The organism is Martelella alba, assembly GCF_006516955.1.
GTDB classification, from domain to species: Bacteria; Pseudomonadota; Alphaproteobacteria; order Rhizobiales; family Rhizobiaceae; genus Martelella; species Martelella alba.
The window spans coordinates 421,353-442,337 of sequence record NZ_VHLG01000004.1 but is presented as its reverse complement, the minus strand read 5'-3'; the positions used below and the strand labels follow the sequence as shown (position 1 = coordinate 442,337).

Annotated in this window: 14 protein-coding genes and 1 tRNA gene; 6 read left to right on the top strand and 9 right to left on the bottom strand. The window is 59.1% G+C overall.

Annotated features, from left to right (window positions below; genetic code table 11):
* Window positions 1–114: 114 nt before the first annotated feature.
* The gene (locus tag FJU08_RS10815) at window positions 115–771 is read right to left on the bottom strand and encodes a GntR family transcriptional regulator (RefSeq protein WP_141149002.1); all 657 of its coding nucleotides are present in this window, start codon (window positions 769–771) and stop codon (window positions 115–117) included.
* A 672-nt stretch (window positions 772–1,443) separates the two neighbouring features.
* Here FJU08_RS10815 and FJU08_RS10810 point away from each other — a divergent pair.
* The gene (locus FJU08_RS10810; RefSeq protein ID WP_141149001.1) at window positions 1,444–2,247 is read left to right on the top strand and encodes a competence protein CoiA; all 804 of its coding nucleotides are present in this window, start codon (window positions 1,444–1,446) and stop codon (window positions 2,245–2,247) included.
* A 65-nt stretch (window positions 2,248–2,312) separates the two neighbouring features.
* On the opposite strand, the gene FJU08_RS10805 is transcribed toward FJU08_RS10810, so the two are convergent.
* Window positions 2,313–2,389, bottom strand: a tRNA-Met gene (locus tag FJU08_RS10805).
* Window positions 2,390–2,663: 274 nt separating this feature from the next.
* Here FJU08_RS10805 and FJU08_RS10800 point away from each other — a divergent pair.
* Complete coding sequence (locus FJU08_RS10800; RefSeq protein ID WP_141149000.1) at window positions 2,664–3,101, top strand: metallopeptidase family protein; 438 nt, start codon at window positions 2,664–2,666, stop codon at window positions 3,099–3,101.
* An 87-nt stretch (window positions 3,102–3,188) separates the two neighbouring features.
* Here FJU08_RS10800 and FJU08_RS10795 read toward each other — a convergent pair whose 3' ends face one another.
* Together FJU08_RS10795 and pdxY are read right to left on the bottom strand one after the other, a co-directional pair.
* Window positions 3,189–3,827: a carbonic anhydrase gene (locus FJU08_RS10795; protein ID WP_141148999.1), complete on the bottom strand. Its 639-nt coding sequence runs from the start codon at window positions 3,825–3,827 to the stop codon at window positions 3,189–3,191.
* A gap of 50 nt (window positions 3,828–3,877) precedes the next feature.
* Window positions 3,878–4,756 (bottom strand): pyridoxal kinase PdxY, encoded by an 879-nt coding sequence (gene pdxY / locus FJU08_RS10790; protein WP_141148998.1) that lies wholly within the window; start codon window positions 4,754–4,756, stop codon window positions 3,878–3,880.
* Between the two features lie 218 nt (window positions 4,757–4,974).
* On the opposite strand from pdxY, the gene FJU08_RS10785 reads away from it, so the two are divergent.
* Together FJU08_RS10785 and FJU08_RS10780 are read left to right on the top strand one after the other, a co-directional pair.
* A complete protein-coding gene (locus FJU08_RS10785) occupies window positions 4,975–9,768 on the top strand; it encodes an NAD-glutamate dehydrogenase (RefSeq protein WP_141148997.1) in 4,794 nt (1,597 codons plus the stop codon).
* Between the two features lie 130 nt (window positions 9,769–9,898).
* On the top strand, window positions 9,899–11,293 hold the full coding sequence (locus FJU08_RS10780) for an MFS transporter (protein WP_141148996.1): 1,395 nt from the start codon (window positions 9,899–9,901) through the stop codon (window positions 11,291–11,293).
* Window positions 11,294–11,402: 109 nt separating this feature from the next.
* On the opposite strand, the gene purH is transcribed toward FJU08_RS10780, so the two are convergent.
* The 4 genes from purH to htpX all read right to left on the bottom strand — a co-directional run bounded on the left by purH (window position 11,403) and on the right by htpX (window position 17,391).
* Window positions 11,403–13,019: a bifunctional phosphoribosylaminoimidazolecarboxamide formyltransferase/IMP cyclohydrolase gene (gene purH / locus FJU08_RS10775; protein WP_141148995.1), complete on the bottom strand. Its 1,617-nt coding sequence runs from the start codon at window positions 13,017–13,019 to the stop codon at window positions 11,403–11,405.
* Between the two features lie 194 nt (window positions 13,020–13,213).
* A complete protein-coding gene (locus FJU08_RS10770) occupies window positions 13,214–14,902 on the bottom strand; it encodes a heparinase II/III family protein (RefSeq protein WP_235890649.1) in 1,689 nt (562 codons plus the stop codon).
* 105 nt (window positions 14,903–15,007) lie between these two features.
* A complete protein-coding gene (locus FJU08_RS10765; protein ID WP_141149040.1) occupies window positions 15,008–16,372 on the bottom strand; it encodes an RsmB/NOP family class I SAM-dependent RNA methyltransferase in 1,365 nt (454 codons plus the stop codon).
* 11 nt (window positions 16,373–16,383) lie between these two features.
* Window positions 16,384–17,391, bottom strand: a complete 1,008-nt coding sequence (htpX, locus tag FJU08_RS10760; protein WP_141148993.1) for a zinc metalloprotease HtpX — start codon at window positions 17,389–17,391, stop codon at window positions 16,384–16,386.
* A gap of 227 nt (window positions 17,392–17,618) precedes the next feature.
* On the opposite strand from htpX, the gene FJU08_RS10755 reads away from it, so the two are divergent.
* Window positions 17,619–17,816, top strand: a complete 198-nt coding sequence (locus FJU08_RS10755) for a DUF1674 domain-containing protein (protein WP_141149039.1) — start codon at window positions 17,619–17,621, stop codon at window positions 17,814–17,816.
* 79 nt (window positions 17,817–17,895) lie between these two features.
* The gene (locus FJU08_RS10750; RefSeq protein WP_141148992.1) at window positions 17,896–18,351 is read left to right on the top strand and encodes a thermonuclease family protein; all 456 of its coding nucleotides are present in this window, start codon (window positions 17,896–17,898) and stop codon (window positions 18,349–18,351) included.
* A gap of 300 nt (window positions 18,352–18,651) precedes the next feature.
* Here FJU08_RS10750 and yicI read toward each other — a convergent pair whose 3' ends face one another.
* Window positions 18,652–20,973 (bottom strand): alpha-xylosidase, encoded by a 2,322-nt coding sequence (yicI, locus tag FJU08_RS10745; protein WP_141148991.1) that lies wholly within the window; start codon window positions 20,971–20,973, stop codon window positions 18,652–18,654.
* Between the last annotated feature and the right edge of the window lie 12 nt (window positions 20,974–20,985).

The following is a 20,985-nucleotide window of genomic DNA, read 5'->3' as shown; positions in this document are numbered from 1 at the left end:
GCCGATCAGGCCTCGGGGCTTGATTTTCTCTCCCGGGGCCGTGCCAGAGCCTTTACCGGAACGGGATAAGTCATATTCCGTTCGGGCACGCTCCCCCGGCATGCCACACGGGGTTCACCAGGAGACCCATTTGGGTGCAATCTCAGTGGCAATTATATTGACGATATAGGCAATCATTTTCTTGTAATAGTCGACGGCCTCCAGGCTATAGCTGCGGGTCAGCTCACAGACCTTGACCAGATCGGTACAGCCTTTTTGCAGCACATCGGAGTGTCGAAGAAGACAGGCATTGATAACGCAGAGCCTGTCGAGCAGAACCAGTGTGACCTCATATTCGTTCTTGGTCAGGAGTGCTCGGCTGACCTCGTGTGAGAGGGCGATATAGGCCCGCTTGTCGAAGCTGCCGTCTTCGCCCTGAAGCGCATTTATGTCGATTGCACCGAGCGTCATTCTGCGGGTATCGATGTAGCGTTCAATGGCGCTGGTATAGATGGCTGCGAGTGCCTTGTAGATAATGGTTGCTTCTGCTGGCTCGATCGTGGCGATGCAATAGCCAGAACGTCCGCTCTGGGTCAGCAGGCCACGTGCCTTCAGTCGGATCATGGCCTCGCGGACCGGGATCACGCTGAAAACCAGCTTTTCCGCGATTTCTGCAGGATTGAGCAGCATGCCGGCGCCATACTCGCCATCCAGGATCTGTCCGCGGATGAAGGCGTAGGCCCTGTCGGCACAGGTTTCCGTCGCCGCTTTGGGTGGTTCTGCGTGTATCATTGAGTTCTCTTTTCGGCCCTGGCCGTCTTCTTGGTGAACATTCTGTCGAGCGTGGCTTCAACCATGGGGCGCGGCCACAGTCTAATTGAATTATTTTCGTCTTGTTCAGTTTCTTCTTGGCAACTTGATGGCAAGATGAACTATTCTCCACGTTTGTGAGTATTGCATTGTTTTTTCAGGAAAAATTCGACGGCTGAATAGGTTCCAAGTCTTTGTGCTGCTGTGGTTTTGATGCATTACGTCAAGTTTTTGGTGCCACTTTTGGTTACTTGACCTGAGATTGTGATTGCCGGCTTGCTGAAACACTGCCCTGTGGGCAAGCTCGGCTGCCCCCATATGGATTTGCAAGGACATAGATACGATCAAGGCAGGCGGCATCGCCGGGCTAACGGCACGGGACGGCTAAAAGGCGCTCGACGAAGGCTCGGGCGTGCAGAAGACCTTGAAAAACGACGAACTGCTTGTCGGCGACATTCACGCGGCGAACGACAACCCCGCCGGCATCGCCGAAGTTGAAGCATCGCGGGCCGAAGTCCAACATATTCGGGCTTTCAGGATTACAAGTAAAAACAAGGCCAAGTGCCAGCGACTGCGCTTTCGGGCGCGGTCTTTTTCGTTTCACCACAATATCTATGATATTATCACCGCCGTAGACGATATGCAGGGGTGGCGATGCTTGTTGCTGAACTTGAGGGGTGCCGAATCGACGCATTTTCCGCCGAACGCGGGCCAACTTATCATTGTCCGAAGTGCCGTGGTAAGGTCGTGCTTAAGAAGGGCCGGAAGGTCGTTCCCCACTTCGCGCACAAGCCGCCGACAGACTGCACATGGGCGACAGGCGAGACGCGCGCCCATATGGAAGCAAAGGTTCTTGTGTCGGACGCGCTCAAGGTGCGGGGGCTACGGGCGGAAGTTGAATTCATCGTCAACACCTTGCCGGGCGACCGCCGCGCCGACGTTATGGCATGGTCGCCGAAGGGACTTCAAATCGCGTTCGAACTGCAACACACCCCGATAGGTCTAGACGAAATCGAGCGCCGCGCTTCGTCATACGCGCGTGCGGGCATCGCTCAAATTTGGATACCCTTCCTCAAGTCGAACGTTTGGGACGAAGGCACGCCACGACATGGCGGCTGGTTTGTCGAGCGTTACTCGCCTCGCACCTTCGAACGGTGGGTTCACGGCTTCAACGGCAAAAACGGCATGTGGATGTACGACCCGAAAGACAAGGCATTTTGGCTAGGTCGCCTCGCAGGGCACCAAAGCTACGTTGAAGAAACGACGTGGTATTCAGAAGGTGGCGAAGAAAACTACGGCGGCGGGTTCTGGAAGTACTCCAAACGCTTCAAGGAACTTACCTTGGAGGGGCCGTACGGGGCCGAAGACCTGTTGATAAAGGTGTCGTCGCATCGCGCGTTCAGCACATCCGGTTACAACTGGCCCGCTGCGCGAATTGCCAATCTTGTTCCCGCCTGAACTTCGTTCGGCTTGGGGTGTATTGTGGGTAGAATTTCTGTTGTTGCAAATTTATCAATAAAATTTGGTAGCGGAGGAGGGATTCGAACCCCCGACACAAGGATTATGATTCCTCTGCTCTAACCTACTGAGCTACTCCGCCAGACCGGGCGTTCTTTTCTGTGATGAAAAGTGCGCTGTCAGGGTCATGTCCGGGGCGTCGGCGCCCGGAACGACGGCGTTATTAGGGCCTTGCAGGCGGGGTGTCAAGCGTAGCGCTTGCGATTTATGGAGCCTTTTTTCGCTGGCGCTGACAAACTTGTTGTCTTCTTCGGCAAAAGCCGCCCCAAAAGCGGCCCAATACGCGAGAAAGCCGGCGATTGCGTCTCGAAATGGCGCGGGAAACGCTCTATATGATCTCCATCCAAGGAGACACAATGGGCCGCATGAACAAGAGTGAAGACTGGCGCGAGCGTTATGCACCGGGTCTGGAGGCAATCGAGTCTCTGGCAATTGAAGCCTATGCCAAGCTGCCGGAGACTTTTCGCGCGCTCACCGGAGATATCATCATTGAAATTGCCGATTTCCCAAGCGATGACGTCTTCGAGGATATGGCGCTGGAGACCCCTTTTGATCTGCTCGGTCTTTTCGAGGGTCGTGGCGTCTCCGAGCGTTTTACCGTGGAAACCGGCGAGATGCCCAACCGGATCACGCTTTATCGCCGGCCGATCCTTGATTACTGGGCGGAAAATGAAGAAACGCTCGGCGATATCGTCACGCATGTTTTGATCCATGAGATCGGCCATCATTTCGGCCTTTCCGATGATGATATGGAACGGATCGAGGAAAGTGCCGATCAGGAACTTGGCCGTTGAGCGTCGGGTCCTGAATAATATAGCTTGCATGATAAAGGCCGGCCCGACATCTGTCGGACCGGCCTTTATCATGTCTTGAAAAAGCGCTCAGTCAGGGCGTTTGAAATCGCCTGTCTTGGTGTCCATCACCCACAATTCGCCCGTGGAAATATCGAACCAGGCGCCGTAGATCTTCAGCTTGCCCTGCTTCTCCGCGTCGACAATGTTCGGGAAGGAGCGCAGATTGTTGACCGAGTTGCGGATCGACACGCGCTCCAGTGCCGTCTGCCGTTCGGCAGGGGTCATGATCCCGTTGGAATTGATCTGCTGGGCGTCCTTGCGCAACATTGAGGTCCATTTGCCAATGAAGTCGCCGGGTGAAAGCGGTTCGGCCTCCGGGGAGAGTGCAGCATGGATGCCGCCGCAGCGTCCGTGTCCGAGCACGACGATGTTTTTGACCTTCAGGCCCTCGACAGCGAATTCGACGGCGGCAGAGGTGCCGTGATAGTGCTCGTCAGGCTGATAGGGCGGCACCAGATTGGCGACATTGCGTACCACGAAGAGTTCACCCGGTCGCGCATTGAAGATCATTTCCGGTCCGGCGCGCGAATCACAGCAGGCAATGATCAATGTCTGCGGTTTCTGCCCTTCCTCGGCCAGCGTGCGATAGCGTTCACGCTCTTCGACATAACGGCCGGACATGAAATTCTTGTAGCCGTCAAGAAGCGGCTTGGGGAACAGTTCCATGCGATATCATCCCTTTTTATAGGGGTCGCGCGTCTTTTTTCGCCGCGACCTTACTGTCTTTTACGCCGCCGCGAAGGATGCATCAATTGACGCAGTCCAACTTTTACCATCGGTGTGCGCAGCGATTGTTGATCCTTTTCCAGCATCAGTTCGTCGGCTCCGGCGTGCACGGCATGCGCCAGCACTTCGAAGACGCTGGCCGTTGCCTTTTCAAGTGTCTCGGCAAGTGGCAACCCAGCCATATGCCGGGCAAGAAACAGACCGGAAAACAGGTCGCCAAGCCCGTTGGGCGGGTTCTTTGTCAATGGATGTTCTGCCAGAATTGCCTGACGATCGTCAACATAGAGCGTGGCGATACTGTCGGCGATCATGGCGTGGGCTGAGGTGACAGCCACGGCCGCTGGCGCAAGCGAAAGCGCGGCATTGATAATGGCATTATTGTCGTCGACAGGCCTTTCCGTCAGCCAGGCAAGCTCAAAACGGTTGGGTGTGGCAATGTCGGCAAGCGGCAGCAGGCGGTCGCGAATGGCAATTGCGGTTTCTTCTTTCACATAAAGACCGCCGGAATCACCGATCACCGGATCGCAGAGATAGACGAGATCGGGGGTTTCCTTACGCAATGCGGCGATGAAGCCGGCGATCGCCTCGGCCTGGGCTGCATCTGCGAGATAGCCTGAAACGACAGCGCGGACCTCGCCTCGCCAGCGCGACGTTGCGAGATCGTCAAGTGCGGCAGAAAATCCGGCTGTATCGAAGGTCAGTCTGGCGGCGGCGCCATGGCCCGGATGAAAGGGCAGTATGACGGTGGGGATTGCCCAGCTATTGAAGCCGAGTGCTTCCAACGCGAAGACGATTGCCCGATTGCCGACCCGTCCGCGCATGACATGGCTGGAAATCGCGACGATTGCGCCGTCCGGTGTGTTTATCATAAAGTGTCCTCGTTAATGCCGCTCTACCTTAGGGTGGAGAAGGCGGCAGCTATCCGACAGGAAGTTAATCTGCTCTAAACCGTGTTTGGCGCAATCCTGTCAACAGAATGACGCAAAGAGCGAAGAAGAAGCGCTCCAAAATTGCATCCGGTTACGGATACGCCTGACGGATGGCCGGGAGAGACGGCGCGGCATGGCGAAGATCGCCAGGAGGAAACATGTACACGACCAATGATACGAAGCGTCAGGAGAAGTTGAAGGCGGCCGAGGAGAGCGCCCGCAATTCCGGCCTGCGCTTTATCAGCCCGGACATCATGTTCGCACGGGCCAGCCGCGAGGATCTTGATCGCTACGAACCGGCCATGCTCGGCGCTGTCGCCGCCCATGCTGCATCGGAGCTTTCGGCCTGGCAGGCAGGTGCACCACGGGTCAGCATCGGTCCGGTTGCAGGCGTGGCGCCGGGTGGCGCGGCGATTGATGTAATCGCGATCACGCTTGCCAACATGCCGTTCATCTATGATTCCGTCATGGCGGAGATCGCCGAACATACGGCCGATATCCTTCTTGCCATCCACCCTATTCTGGTCGTCACGCCGGATGCGGCAGTCGAGGCTTTCTCGCCGGAGCGCCCGCATGATGCCGAACAGCGTATTTCCCATGTTCAGGTTCATATCGCCCGCCTCGGTCCGGGGCTTGCGGACCGGCTGAAAGCGCGGCTGGAACAGGTTCTGCATCATGTTGATCTGGCGGTTTCCGACTGGCCTTTGATGCTGGGCAAGCTTGAAGCGGCGATGGGAGAACTGGCCAGCCGTGTGCCGGTGGCCAAGGTGGAGGTGCGCGATGAGGCCTTTGCCTTTCTGGAATGGCTGCGCGACGGCAATTTCACCTTTCTCGGCATGCGCGATCTTCTTTATGTCTCCGATGAAGCCGGTGGCCGCGTCGAACATGTGGAGGGCTCCAGTATCGGCATTCTCGCCGATCCCGACATGCGGGTTCTGCGCAGCGGTGCCAAGCCCGTGGCCTCGACTCCGGAAATCCTGGCCTTTCTTGAAGGCCCCGATTATCTGATCGTGACCAAGGCCAACACCACTTCTACCGTGCATCGCCGGACCCATATGGACTATATCGGCGTCAAGCGCCTCGATGCCGAAGGCCGTGTGGTCGGTGAATTGCGCATTGTCGGCCTCTTCACCTTCACAGCCTATACCCAGGCGGCACGGCGCATTCCGCTCCTGCGCGCCAAGGTCGATCAGGTAGTGGCGCGTTTCGGTTTCGAGGAAAAGAGCCATGCCGGCCGCTCGCTGCAGAATATTCTCGAATCCTATCCGCGCGACGAATTGTTTCAGACCCCGGTTGAAACGCTGACTGAATTCTGCGGACAGATCCTTGAGGTTGCCGAACGGCCGAAGATCCGTGTTCTGACGCGTGTTGACCGGTTTGACCGGTTTGTCTCCGTTCTGGTCTTTGTCCCGCGTCAGCTTTACGATTCGCGCCTGCGCGAACAGATCGGTGATTATCTGGCCCGGGTCTATGAAGGGCGGGTGGCAGCCTATTATCCTGGCTTTCCCGAAGGTCATTCAGCGCGTGTGCATTTCATTATTGCGCGGCACAAGGCCGAGAAAACCCCGGAGATCCCCCAGGCTGTGCTGGAAGAGACGGTTACCAATCTTGCCTCCGACTGGAGCGAGCGCTTCCGCCATCTCGCCGGGCCGGGCGCGGTGCGGCTTGGTGTATCGGAAGCCTATCGTGCCGCCTTTCGGCCTGACGAGGCGGTGGCCGATCTTGATCGCATCGTTGCGGCTGGCGAGAGCGGGGCGCCGCGGATTGCCTTTTACCGTCCGGCTGACGGTGACAGCGCTGATGAACTGCGTTTGAAGATCTTCAAGGCTGGCGGGCCGCTCGCTCTGTCGCAACGTGTGCCGCTGCTTGAAAATCTCGGTTTTACGGTTTTGTCCGAACGTACATTTGATCTGACGCTGGATAATGGTTTCGATCCGCCGGGCGATCTGGTGCTGCATGACATGGAACTGATGGTCGAGGCTTTGACGCCGGTTGATCTTGTCGCCGATGCTGCGCGTCTGGAACGCGCTTTCATGGATGTACTGTCCGGTGTCATCGATAATGACAGCTTCAACCGGCTGGTTCTGGTCGCAGGGCTGGAAGCGGGCGAAGCCAATGTGCTGCGCGTCTATGCCCAATATATGCGTCAGGCTGGCATCAACTACACGCAGGATTATATCGCCCAGTCGCTCTGCCTCTATCCGCAGCTGGCCCGTTCATTGTTTGCGCTGTTTGCGGCAAGCTTCACTCCCGGCCCGGGCGAGGCCGAACGGCAGGAATGGCTCGGCCGGCTTCACAAAGCCATCGATGAAGGGCTTGCCGCTGTGCCGAGCCTCGATGATGACCGGATCCTCCGGCTCTATGTCAAGCTGATCGATGCCACGCTGCGCACCAATTATTTCCAGCGCAGCGCCACGGGCGGGGCGCCGGCCAATCTGGCGCTGAAATTTGCCTCGCGTTCGATCTCGATCCTGCCGGCGCCGCGTCCTTTCCGTGAAATCTTTGTCTATGGTGCCGAGGTCGAGGGTGTGCATCTTCGTTTCGGGCCGGTTGCCCGCGGCGGTTTGCGCTGGTCGGATCGCGGCCAGGATTATCGCACCGAGGTTTTGGGCCTGGTCAAGGCTCAGCAGGTCAAGAATGCCGTGATCGTGCCGGTGGGTGCCAAGGGTGGCTTCTTTCCGCGCCGCCTGCCGGCAGGTGGCAGCCGCGAGGCCGTGTTTGAAGCCGGGCGGGAGGCCTATAAGAGCTATATCCGCACATTGCTGTCCGTCACCGATAATATTGATGGTCAGGCGGTGTTGCCGCCGGCGTCGACCGTCAGACGAGACGGTGATGATCCCTATTTCGTGGTTGCAGCCGACAAGGGAACAGCGACTTTCTCCGACACCGCCAATGGTCTTGCAGACGAGGCGGGGTTCTGGCTTGGTGATGCTTTCGCTTCTGGCGGTTCGGCTGGCTATGACCACAAGAAGATGGGGATTACCGCCCGCGGCGCCTGGGAAGCGGTGAAACGCCATTTCCGCGAGATGAATATCGACATCCAGAAAACACCCTTCACCGCGATCGGCGTTGGGGACATGTCGGGCGATGTGTTCGGCAACGGCATGCTGCTGTCGGAACAGACACGGCTTGTGGCCGCCTTCGATCACCGCGATATTTTCATCGATCCGGCCCCGGATCCGGCGATCGGCTTTGCCGAGCGCAAGCGGCTTTTCGAACTGCCGCGCTCCAGCTGGCAGGACTATAATGTTGCCTGCCTGTCTCAGGGCGGCACCATCATCTCGCGCCAGCTGAAATCGGCGACGCTTTCGCCGGAAGCGGCTACGGCCATCGGTCTGGCTCCGGGCCAGTACACGCCGTTCGAGATCATGACGGCGATCCTCAAGGCGCCGGTGGACCTGCTCTGGTTTGGCGGTATTGGCACCTATGTGAAGGCGGCGGAGGAAAGCAATGCAGCGGCCGGCGACCGCGCCAATGATGCGATCCGCATCAATGCCGATGAGGTCGGTGCCAAAGTGATCGGCGAGGGCGCCAATCTCGGTGTCACCCAGAAGGGCCGCATAGCCTACGGGCTGAAGGGTGGCCGCTCGAATTCCGATGCGATCGATAATTCAGCCGGGGTGAACTGCTCCGACGTCGAGGTCAATATCAAGATTGCCCTTGCCTCGGCCATGCGGGCGGACCGGCTCGGCCGTGCCGATCGTGATGAGCTTCTGGTGGCCATGACCGATGACGTTGCAGCCATTTGCCTCGAAAACAATTATCGCCAGACGCTGTCCATCTCGCTGACCCTTGATGAAGGAGACAACGGCGTCCTGTCGCTTTCGCGGATGATGGATGTGCTGGAAAAGGCCGGTCAGCTTGATCGCAAGGTCGAGACCCTGCCGGACCGTGCCGGGCTGAAGGCGCGACGCCAGGCCGGGCAGCGTCTGACACGGCCGGAAATCGCCGTGCTTCTGTCCTATGCCAAGATCGTACTGTTTGACCAGATCCTCGCCAGTGATCTGCCGGATGAGCCCTATTTCGCCGAGACGCTTTCGGCCTATTTCCCGGCGCGCATGCGTGAGACCTTTGCCGAGGATATCGTGAGCCACCGGCTGCGGCGCGAAATCATTTCGACGCGGCTTGCCAATGATGTGATCAATCGCGGCGGTGCCTCCTTTATTATCGAGGCCTGCGATGCGACCGCCATGACACCGGAACAGGTGGTCAGGGCCGCGATCATCGTGCGTGACGGTTTCGGGCTGGAAGCGCTGTGGCAGTCGGTCGACAGTCTTGATGGCCAGGTCGATGGCGCGGTGCAGAATGCGCTCTATGCCAGGCTGCGCTATCTTTACAGCGTGCTGACCCACCTTCTCCTGAAGAACGGCCTTGCCGATGGCGATATTCCCGCAGCCATCGCGCAGCTTTCGCAGGCCCTTTTGATCTTCCGCGATCATGCCGATACGCTGTTGCCCGATGCGCGGGCACAATGGCTGCATGATCAGCGGGCCAGCTGGGCCAAGGCGGGGGTGCCGGATGAGATCGCCGACAATATCGCCCGTCACGTCGCCATGCTGTTCGTTCCTGAGGCATTGCAGATTGCCAGACGGGCGGATGTGTCACTGGAGAAGGCAGCGGACACCTATTTCACCGTGACGCGCGCCTTCGGTGTTTCGGCACTTTTGACGTCCGCCAGCCGGATTTCGCTTTCGGATTTTTATGAAAGCATGGCGCTGCTGCGCTCCATGGACCAGATTTCTGCGGCGCGGCGTGACCTCGCTGCCATCGCCCTGCTGCGTTATGGAGAGGAAAGCGAACCGGTGACGACGCTGAAATCCGCATATGCGGTGCGGATCGATCAGATCACCGAGCAGCTTGCCCAGCTCGTCGAGAGTGGTGATATCTCGCTGGCGCGTATCACGGTGGCAGCCGGTCTGCTGTCGGATATGGCACGCGAGCTTTCGGTCTAGATCCCTGGCTCCGGCATATCGGGCGAAAATAGTTTTAGCTTTTCACCCGATATGCCGCATGCGAAGATCTATCATTTGACAAATAAAGCATGTAAGGCCTGAGAAAAGAGACGAATATCTGGGGCAGATCATGGCGATTTTGGAGGAAGATGCAGCTGCATTGCCAACGGAAGCTGGCCAGCTTGGCCTGATGGGCTGGATGCTTTTCGACTGGGCAGCACAGCCTTTCTTCACGATCATCATCACGTTTATCTTCGGGCCCTATTTCGTCACCCGGCTTGGCAGTGATCCCGTCGCCGGGCAGGAGATCTGGGCGCATGCTGCAACCATTGCCGGCATTCTGCTTGCGGTCATGGCTCCTTTGGCCGGTGCAATTTCGGACCGGACCGGCGCCAATAAGCGCTGGATCGGTTTTCTGGCGATCTTCCAGATGGCAAGTCTTGCCATGCTCTGGGTTGCTGCGCCTGGAACAGGCTATTTCTGGCCGGCGCTGATGATTGTCATCGCGACGGTGGCGGCTGAACTATCGGTGGTGTTCAACGATTCCATGCTGCCGCGTCTGGTGCCGGAAGAGGCGGTCAACCGCGTCTCTAACATCGCCTGGGGCGTCGGTTATCTCGGTGGCATGATCCCGCTTGTCTTCTTCGTTCTGTTCATGTCGGCTGATCCGAAAAGCGGCGTGACCATGATCGGGCTTGAACCGCTGTTCGGCCTCAACCCGGCGAGTGGTGACGCGGAACGGTTGACGGGGCCGCTTTCGGCATTGTGGTACTTCATTTTCCTGATGCCGCTGTTTCTGTTTACACCGGATCCCACCAGATCACTGCCGCTGAAAACGGCCTTGAAAACTGGCCTTGCCGATCTTCGGCAGACGGTTTCCGTCCTGTCGAAACGGCGGAGCACCTTTCGGTTTCTGATTGCGCGCATGCTCTATATGGACGGCGTCAACGCACTTTTGACGCTTGGACCTGCCTTTGCCGCAGCGCTGTTTGGCTGGAATGTGGTGGAGATCGGTCTGTTCGGCATTCTGATCAACCTGTCTGCCCTTGCCGGCTGTTTCATTGCCGCCGCGCTTTCCAGACATCTCACCGCCCGGGCCATGGTTCTGGTGTCGCTGATGATCCTGGTCTTCGCCACCATTGGTTTCGTATCAATGTCGAAGGATGGGATGCTGTTCGGGCTGTTTGCCATGCCTTCCGATACCGGCGCGCTGTTCGACTCGGGTGCAGAGAAGATCTGTATCGGCTTTGCCCTGCTGATCGGGCTTGCTTTCGGGCCGGTGCAGGCCGCCTCGCGCGCGTTCCTGGCCAGCACTGTACCGGTTTCCGAGGCCGGGCGCTATTTTGGCCTCTATTCGCTGACCGGGCGCATTACCAGCTTTCTTGGTACGGGCGCCTTTGCCATTGTCACCGGGCTTACGGGTTCGGCCAGTGCCGGCATGGCGACGATCATCATCTTCCTGCTTGGCGGGCTTGCCATTTTCCTGACAGTCGGACGGGACGGGGGCAGAGCCCCCGGCCGCTGATCGGTCGTGAAGCGCCGGGCGAAAAGGTGGCTACCGGTTTTTCGATATCCCGACGCTTCAAAGAAAATAATCGAGCGTTCCGGACGATGCCGCCCAATCGCCTGCGGCTTTAGTGGCGGAAGGTCCTGACGCCGGTGAAGACCATGGCGACGCCATGTTCATTGGCTGCGTCGATCACTTCCTGGTCGCGGATCGAGCCGCCCGGCTGGATCACCGAGGTGGCGCCGGCGGCAATGGCTGAAAGCAGGCCATCGGCGAAGGGGAAGAAGGCTTCCGAGGCAACTGCCGATCCCCTGGTCATCGGTTCGGCCCAGCCCGCTGTCTTTGCAGCTTCCTCAGCCTTGATGGCGGCGATACGGGCGGAATCGATCCGGCTCATCTGACCGGCGCCAATACCGGCTGTCTGACCGTCCTTGACATAGACGATGGCGTTTGACTTGACGTGCTTGGCGATGGCGAAGGCCATTTTCAGGTCTTCCAGTTCCTTTTCGCTTGGCGCACGTTCGGTCACGACCTTCAGCTCGATTGCATCGATCATGGCATTGTCGCGCCCCTGAACCAGGAAGCCGCCGGCAACAGTGCGCAGGTTGAAGCCCCTGGCGCGCGGATCGGGCAGGCCGCCGGTGGTCAGAAGGCGCAGGTTTTTCTTCGCCGCGATGATTGCCTTGGCTTCGTCGGAGGCTTCCGGTGCGATGATCACTTCGGTGAAAAGCTTGACGATTTCGGTTGCCGTTTCAGCATCGAGCGCCTGGTTGAGGGCGACGATGCCGCCAAAGGCCGACTGGCTGTCACAGGCAAGGGCACGGCCATAGGCCTCCTTCAGCGTTGCTGCACGGGCGACACCGCAAGGATTGGCATGTTTGATGATGGCGCAGGCTGGCGAGAGCGTCGGGTCAAACTCGGCAACCAGTTCGAAAGCGGCATCGGTATCGTTGATATTATTGTAGGAAAGCTGCTTGCCCTGATGCTGGACAGCATTGGCGACGCCCGGACGCTTGTCGCCCGTCACGTAGAAGGAAGCATGCTGATGCGGGTTTTCGCCATAGCGCATTTCCTGGGCCAGCGTGCCTCCGAGCGAGAAATTGCGCGGGGTCTCTATTTCCAGGGTCTCGGCAAACCAGCGCGAAATCGTCGCGTCATAGGCGGCGGTGCGGGCATAGGCGCGGGCGGCGAGCTGCTGGCGCAGCTGGTAGCCGATCTTGCCGTGACCGGCCTCAAGCGCGGCGGTGACCTCAGCATAATCGGCCGGATCGGTGATGACGGTCACATAGGCATGGTTCTTGGCCGCCGCGCGGATCATCGCCGGGCCGCCGATATCAATGTTTTCCACCGTTGTCGGATAGTCACCGCCGGCAGCGCGCACCTCTTCGAAGGGATAGAGATTGATGACGGCGAGATCGATCCCCTCAATGCCGTGTTCCTTCATCGCGGTCTGATGCTCAACATCATCGCGAATGGCGAGGAGGCCGCCATGAACATTGGGATGCAGCGTCTTGACGCGGCCATCCATGATTTCGGGAAAGCCGGTGACCTCGGAAACATCGGTGACATCAAGGCCGGCTGCGGAAAGCGCCTTGTGGGTGCCGCCGGTGGACAGAAGCTTGACGCCGCGCGCTGAAAGCGCCCGGGCAAAATCGACAATACCGGCCTTGTCAGAGACGGACAGAAGCGCGGTCTTCACGGTCACGAGATCCGGGGCGGGGATTTTCTTCGAGGCAACAGCCATGGCACTTTCCTTCTTCGGGCAATTCATCAGCCGAAACAGGCCGTCAAAGCCTGTCGGGAATTGCAGGACATGAGACAAATGGAGCGGTTCGGTGATCTGATCCCGGCAGCAGGGTTCTGCCCGTTGCCCGCCCGTCATCTTCCGGACATGGCGTTATCACGCCTTTGGCGCTTTAGGAACCGCTTCTGCCAAATTCAGCTCTGTCTTTCGAAAGTCCAGAGAATTTCGGGCGAAGTACCGAGCCGGAACGGGACCGCGATCTGGCGCGAGGGGCGCGGTCCGGCAGAGGAGGCGAAGAAGACATCGTCTTCGATATCGGCATTTGCGCCCGGCACGGAGAACAAAAAGCTCGTACTGTCAGGGGCCGTCAGCAGTATCTCGCTTTCGCTTTCGCGGGTGATCCAGATCGAGGGATGAATGTGGAAGCGGGCAACGGCGATCGCTTCTTCATTTTCAGGCGGCGGGCCGCCGGCTTTGCGGGTGAAGCTGTCGCGCCCGGTCAGCCGCCCGCCATCGGCCGACAATGAGATTGTGCGGCGGCAGAACAGGCCGAAACGGCCGAGATAGCCGTCATGGCGCATGCGAAGCTGGTCTTCACCATCAGCATCGCTTTCGCGGGCGACTTCCACGATGGAGACGCCGCTCGTCGCTACGGGGCCGAGGTAATCGGAATGCGAAAACCGCATGGAGGAGGTGTTTTCCAGCGTCACCGCCGAATGGGCTGCCGTTGCCCGCACCGCAGAGCGGATCTCGGCGCTGGCGAAATGCGGCAGGCCTGAATTGACCACGAAACGGCTGCTGCCTGCAGACATTTCAAAGGCGCTTGCACCGGCATGGGCGGTTTTTGACAATTCGATCGACAGCGGCTCGCCGGTATCGACAATCACCACGGTGGCACCCGCTTCCAGCCGGTGAAAGCCCGTATGCGGCAGCGCCCTGAAGGGGTGGCCGCCGCTTTCATCATAGCGAAGGATCGCTGAAAGCTCGGTCGCAAGCGTTGGTGTTGCACTGTTGAACAAGGCGAGATCGCCATCGCGATGGCGGAAGAAACGCAATGCCGGGTAGATCCGGTCAATGGCGGGTACCAGGCGCTTCGGCAGTGGCAGGTTGAGGTTGATATAGGTCTGGCGCAGCGGCAGCAGTTCGAACAAAAGCCTGAGCAGCACTTGCGGGTTGCGCGATACATGGCCGCCATCGGCCAGGATCTGGCTCTCCAGCTCAAAATCCAGTCGCCGGGCCGCTGCATTGCGCCGGGTCTCGGGAAGATCAACGCAGATCGAGGCCATGGCCAGCGCAATCGCCGTGTTCAGCCGGGTCTCACCAATCGGCATTGTGCGCCATTCGGCGCGCAGATGTCTCTCATGCCGGCCAATCGCCTTAAGGAAGCGGCGATAAAAACCGGTATCGGCACCACGCAGGATCACCGTGGAATGCGAAAGAAGCGCAATCAGCCGCCTCGCCACCACGTCCGTTTGCCAGGCCGGGCCTGAAATGCGGCCGTGATGGCGCAGGAAACTCAACACCATCTGACGGGCGTAAAGGCCTGTTTCCTCGTCACGGCGTGCGCGCAACTGCCTGAGCCAGGAAAAGCTCATAAGCGCTTCGGCAAAAGCTTCCGTGGGCGGTTCGAGTTCGAAGGGCGAGGCGCCATCCGTCTCCAGAACGCCATCGGCAAGGGAAAATATACCGGACAAGAGGTGATCCGCCTCAATCGGATCGGCGGCATGCAGGTCCGTCGGAGCGACAAGAAGGCGATTTGGCGGCGTGCCACCAAAGCTGATTGCGGTCAGCCTTCCAATGGCGCCGCGGCGCGTGGTCCGCAGCCATGTCTCGCGCACAACAAGACCAGCATAGCGCCATGTCTCGGCCAAGCCAGAAGCCAATTGACCCATCCCTGATTATTATCGTTCTTATGCGGAACGCGAAGCCGTTCCGAAAATCCCTTCTGGACTAAAGCAACCGTCCAAACAAGAGGTTAACAGATTATATCAGTTACGGGTAAGAGCAACGGCGTAAAAGCCGTCAAGCGCAGCTTCCGCTGCATTTCCCAGCCGTGATGCCGGTGTTGTGCGGATCGCACCGGTTTCATTGAGAAGTGTCTCAAGGCCGGCACGGCCGTCTTCAGGAAAGGCAATCTGCACCGCACCTTCAGCGATGGCGCGCGCGGTGACATTTTCACCTTCGCGCGGATCGAGCGAGCAGTTGGAAAAGATCAGCATACCGCCGGGCCGGATCAGCTTGAGCGCGGCCATGACCATGGTGAACTGCACCTCGGCCAGCTTTTCGATATCAGCGTCGTCCTTTGTCCACAGAACATCGGGGTGACGGCGGGTTGTGCCGGTCGATGAGCATGGGGCATCGAGAAGGGCGCAGTCGAACAGGGCATCCGGCTTATAGTCGAGCATATCGGCAGCTTCCGTGATCGCAGAAAGCTTCAGCCGGTCAAGATTTTCATTGAGCCGCTTCAGCCGGTTCTTCGAGCGTTCGAGCGCCGTCACTTCGCCGCCCTGCTGGATCAATTGGGCGGTCTTTCCGCCGGGTGCGGCACAAAGATCGATCACGCGTTTTCCAGAGAGATCCCCGAACAGCCGGGCGGGAATGGCCGCTGCGGCATCCTGCACCCACCATTCGCCTTCCTCATAACCGGGCAATTGCGGTACGGGCGCGGAAATCGTTGCCAGCCGGACAGTGCCGCCCGGAAGGACGGTGCCGCCGAGTTTTTCGGCCCAGCCTTCAGCATCTGATTTGACGGAAAGGTCGATGGTCGGCGGGGTCAGCTGCGCATCGGCGATGATGGCAGCATCATTCTCCCCATAGACGGCAACCAGCCGGTCGTAGAACCATTGCGGCATGGCCGGAACATCGGCGATGCGGGTCAGAATACGGTCCTTCTGCCGTGACAGTCGCCGCAGGACGGCGTTGACCAGGCCGGCAAAGCGACGGTTGCGGGGATCGGCACCAGCCTGTTCCACGGCAATATCGACCGCTGCATGATCGGGCACATCGAGATAGAGGATCTGTGCGGCGGCTACGCTCAGCACATGGGACAGCGCGCGCGCGCCGGAGGGCAGCGGGCGCTCCAGAAGCCCGTCAATGGCGGCATCGATCTGCGGTTTGTGGCGCAGTACTGTGGTGATGATCATCCGGGCGAGCGCCCGGTCGGGACCGGTAAGCGCCAGATAGGCGGCGTTGCCGTGATCGACATCGAGCATGCCATCAAGCGGCACCTTGCGGTCGACAACGGCTGAAAGGATCTTCGAAGCTGCGGCGCGGACGCCAAAGCCGGGCTTCAGTTCCGGCCGGGGTTCTGCCTCAGGTGAAGCGGGTTTACGGCCGCCCTTGGCTTTTTTCATCTGTTCGGCACTCACGACCACGGCCCCTTGAACGGTGGTTCACCATCCTTGCCGCGGCCGGTCGTGGGCACGGAGCGCGAGGCGCGCGTTGCCCGGCCGGGTTCGACCATGGGGGAGGGTTCGGGCATTGGCCCATTGGAAGACATGGCTGAAGAAGACATGCCGGTAATGCCCATGGCGCGGGCCTGTTCTGTCAGCGCGGCGATCCGGTTGCCGGTATCGGGATGGGTAGAGAAAAGATTGTCCCGGCCACCGCCAGCCAGCGGATTGATGATGAACATATGGGCGGTTGCCGGATTGCGCTCGGCCTGCGGGTTGTGGACCACGGCATTGCCATGGGCGATCTTCTGCAGCGCCGAGGCAAGCCAGAGCGGGTTGCCGCAGATCTCGCCGCCGCGCTTGTCAGCGGCATATTCGCGGGTTCGGCTGATCGCCATCTGAACCACGGCGGCCGCCATCGGCGCCACGATCATCGCCAGCAGCACACCGACAAAGCCGAAGGGATTGTTGTTGTCGCGCCTTGCACCGCCGAAGAAGAAGGCGAAATGTCCCAGCATCGAGATCGCACCGGCAAGCGTTGCCGTGATCGTCATGGTCAGCGTGTCGCGGTGCTGAACATGGGAAAGCTCATGTGCCATCACCCCGGCGAGTTCTTCGCGCGAGAGGATCTGCAAAATGCCGGTGGAAGCTGCAACGGCAGCGTTTTGCGGGTTTCTGCCGGTGGCAAAGGCATTGGGCTGTGGATTGTCGTAGAGATAGACCTTCGGCATGGGCAGGCCGGCGCGCTGCGTCAATTCAGCCACCATGTTGTAATAATCCGGTGCTGTCTGGGCATTGACCTCGCGGGCCGAATACATGCGCAGCACCATCTTGTCAGAATTCCAGTAGGAAAAGACATTCATGCCAGCAGCGATGACGAGCGCGATCAACATACCGCTCTGTCCGCCGATCATATATCCGATCGCCATGAAAAGGGCCGTCATGAAGGCCAGTAGCATGGCCGTTCGCACCAGATTCATCAAGGTCTCCGTGGTTCGGTCGCAAGGCGGTTTACGCCCTGAGCTGCGTTGTTCTATATAGATGGTCTACGAAGGCTGCCAGATCAATAATGTCAGGCCGGTCTTATCTGTTACCTTTCGGAAAGGTGCGTTTCATGCAGGAAAACGAGAAAGAGACCGAGCAGCCTGGCTCTGAAGCCGGTGCGCCCGATGTGGCTGCGCTGGCGGCTCTCACTGCAGGCAATGACATGCCTGTGGCTGAGGAGACCTATGAGGAGCGCCGCGAACGCCTGCCGGACGCCGCCAAACGCGCGCTCGCAGAAGCCGAGGAAAGACGCGCCGCCGAACAGAAGGCTGCCCGGCCGAAGGAAGTCGGCGGACGCGGTGGCCTTGATCCTGCCCGTTTCGGCGATTGGGAAATCAAGGGTCGGGCCATAGATTTCTGATCATATTAGGAAAATATTAACCACATTGGGAAATAAATCCCATTGACGGTACTGCAAAACAAGGAATATATTCCTTGTCATGAAACGTCTGAGTCTGATCCCCTTGCTGGTTTTTCCCGTCCTTGCCGCTGCCGAGTCGGTATCGGCAGCGCAGGATGTCTTTAGCGGTCCTGTTCGGGCCGAGGTGGTTCGCATCGTTGATGGCGACACGATCCTGGTTCACGCGCGGCCCTGGCCGGGACAGATTATCGAGACCTATGTGCGTCTGCGCGGCATTGATACGCCGGAGCTGCATTCCTCCTGTGCCGATGAGCGGCGCGCAGCGGGTGAGGCACGCGACATGGTGGCTTCTCTGGTCCATGACGGTGATGAGGTGGAGCTTGAAAAGATTTCCGGCGACAAATATTTCGGCCGCGTGGTCGCCGACGTTACTTTGACCGACCGCAGCAATCTGTCCAGTACGCTGCTGCTCAAGGGGCTTGCCGTTAGCTATGACGGTGGCCGCAAGACACCCTATCCCTGCCCCGGAAGTTGAGGGACTGCATGCGACCGGAAAATGGCAAAGAGGCGGGCATTTCCCGCTCCTCAATTTGCTGACAAAGTCATTCAGATTGCCTGTTTGAGGTTGGGCCCCTCCATCGTCATCCCCGTGCTCGTCACGGGGATCCAGGCGCTTCAAGGTCTTGGATTATAACAATCTTTCGCCGTGCAGACGCACGGCGGCTGGATATCTGTGTCAGGCACAGATATGACGCCAGTGGGGAATGGAACGCTTTCTCAACAGTCTGAGGGGCGGGCATTTCCCGCCCCTTTGTTGCATTCCTGTTGTTGAGGCTCAGAGCGTGATGACCGTATCTCCGCTCCCTTCAAGGAGAAGCCCCTCTGCCTCCGCCGTTTGTGAAATGCCGGCGCCAACGGCGGCAACGGCTGTGATATTCTGCAGGCGGAGACGCCACGGGCGGGTCCCGTCGCTGGCTGTCACGGTCAGAGTCCTGCCCTTGCGGTCGATCGTGATGGACTGGGCAATTCCGCCGCCTTCGGCATAGATTGTCGCTGTTGCGCTTTTGCCGTCCTCAAGGGCATAGAGCGCGAATGTCGCCCCCTCGGCATAGTCATAGTCGGGCACGTCGTCGCGGCCGCCCCATGTGATCAGGCTGTTTGGCCGGACAAAGAGCGGCAGGCTCATGAAGCTGTAATGATCCAGCCGCCAGCTGCCGCCTTCGACCACCTCGTTGCTGAGGAGGTGGGTCCATTGCCCCTTCGGCAAATAATATTCGACATCGCCTGAATGATTGAGAACCGGGGCCACCAGCAGTTTTTCACCCAGCATATATTGCCGGTCGAGCGGATCGCAGGCCCGGTCGCCGGGAAATTCCAGCATCATGGCCCGCATCACCGGCAGTCCTGTTTTCGGCGCTTCGACCGCAGCCTCATAAATGGTCGGCATCAGTGAGAGTTTCAGCTTGGTGAAGAAGCGCAGCACATCGACAGCTTCGTCGTCATAGAGCCACGGCACGCGGTAGGATTTGGAGCCATGCAGGCGCGAATGGCTTGAAAGCAGTCCAAAGGCGCACCAGCGCTTGTAGACATCGGCTTCAGCCGTTGCTTCAAAGCCGCCAATATCATGGCTCCAGAAACCGAAGCCGCAAAGGCCGAGTGACAGTCCTCCGCGCAGGGTTTCGGCCATGGAATCGAAGTCGGAATAGCAGTCACCACCCCAGTGAACCGGGAATTGCTGACCGCCGGCGGTCGCCGAGCGGGCAAACAGCACAGCCTCACCCTTGCCCTTGGTTTCTTCCAGGGCGTCATAGACGCATTTGTTGTAGAGGTGGGTGTAGTAATTATGCATTTCCTCCGGGTCGGAGCCGTCATGATAGGCAACGTCGACGGGGATGCGTTCACCGAAATCGGTCTTGAAGCAGTCGACACCCTGGGCCACCAGGGCTTTCAGATAGGAGGCGTACCAGTCGCAGGCCTCCGGATTGGTGAAGTCAACCACGGCCTGTCCCGGCTGCCACATATCCCATTGCCAGACGGATCCATCCGGTTTCTTCAACAGATAGCCATGTTCTCTGCCTTCATCGAACAGGCGTGAACGCTGGGCGATATAGGGATTGATCCAGGCGCAGATGTGAAGGCCGCGCGCCTTGTAACGGGCCAGCATCTCTTCCGGGTCGGGGAAGGTCTTCGGGTCCCACTCGAAGTCACACCAGTGCAGACCGCGCATCCAGAAGCAGTCGAAATGGAAGACATGCAGGGGAATGTCACGCGCCTTCATGCCGTCGAGAAAGCCGGTAACGGTTGCCTCGTCATATTCGGTGGTGAAGGAGGTGGTCAGCCACAGGCCGAAGGACCATTGCTTCGGCAGGGCGGGCCGTCCGGTAAGGCGTGTATAACGGTCAATGACGGCCTTCGGGTCCGGGCCGTCGATCATGAAATATTCCAACGCCTCGCCTGGCACGGAAAACTGTGCTTTCGAGACCTTCTCCGAACCGATTTCGAATTCGACCCGGCCGGTGTGATTAACGAACACGCCCCAGCCGCGATTGGTGAGAAAGAAAGGAATATTCTTGTAGGCCTGCTCGGTATTGGCGCCGCCATCGCGGTTCCACATCTCGACGCTCTGGCCGTTTTTCACGAAATTGGTGAACCGCTCGCCAAGGCCGTAAACCAGGCTGCCAACCCCCAGATCGAGCCGTTCGAATACATGCTTGCGATCGTTGTCGTCATGGTCGACAGCATAGCCGCCAGCCTTGTAGTCGCTGCCGGAAATGATCTTGCCGTCACGCAGGAAATCAAGCCGCCAGGGACCCTTCGTCCTGATGCGGACGGTGAGGCTGCCGGAGGTCAGCGACACATATTCGTCGCCGATCGCGATTTTCGGCGCAAAGCCTTCATCATGGCTGAGCGCATATTTCGGGCTGCGGTCAAGGCCGCCGCGAAAGTGCTCGGTGCGAACGCCGATGATCCCTTCCATCGGCGAGAAGAAGCGCATGGTGAAGAGCCGGGCGTTGATCTGGGCGGCACGTTCTGCAAGCGGCCAGGCTGAGGCGTAGACAATGAGCGTATCGTCGCGCTCCTCGGCCTCGTAGAAATCGACCGGATGCATCAGGTCGAGACTGTCTGGCACCTGCCAGTTTCCATCAGCAAATTTCATCGTGTTCGTTCC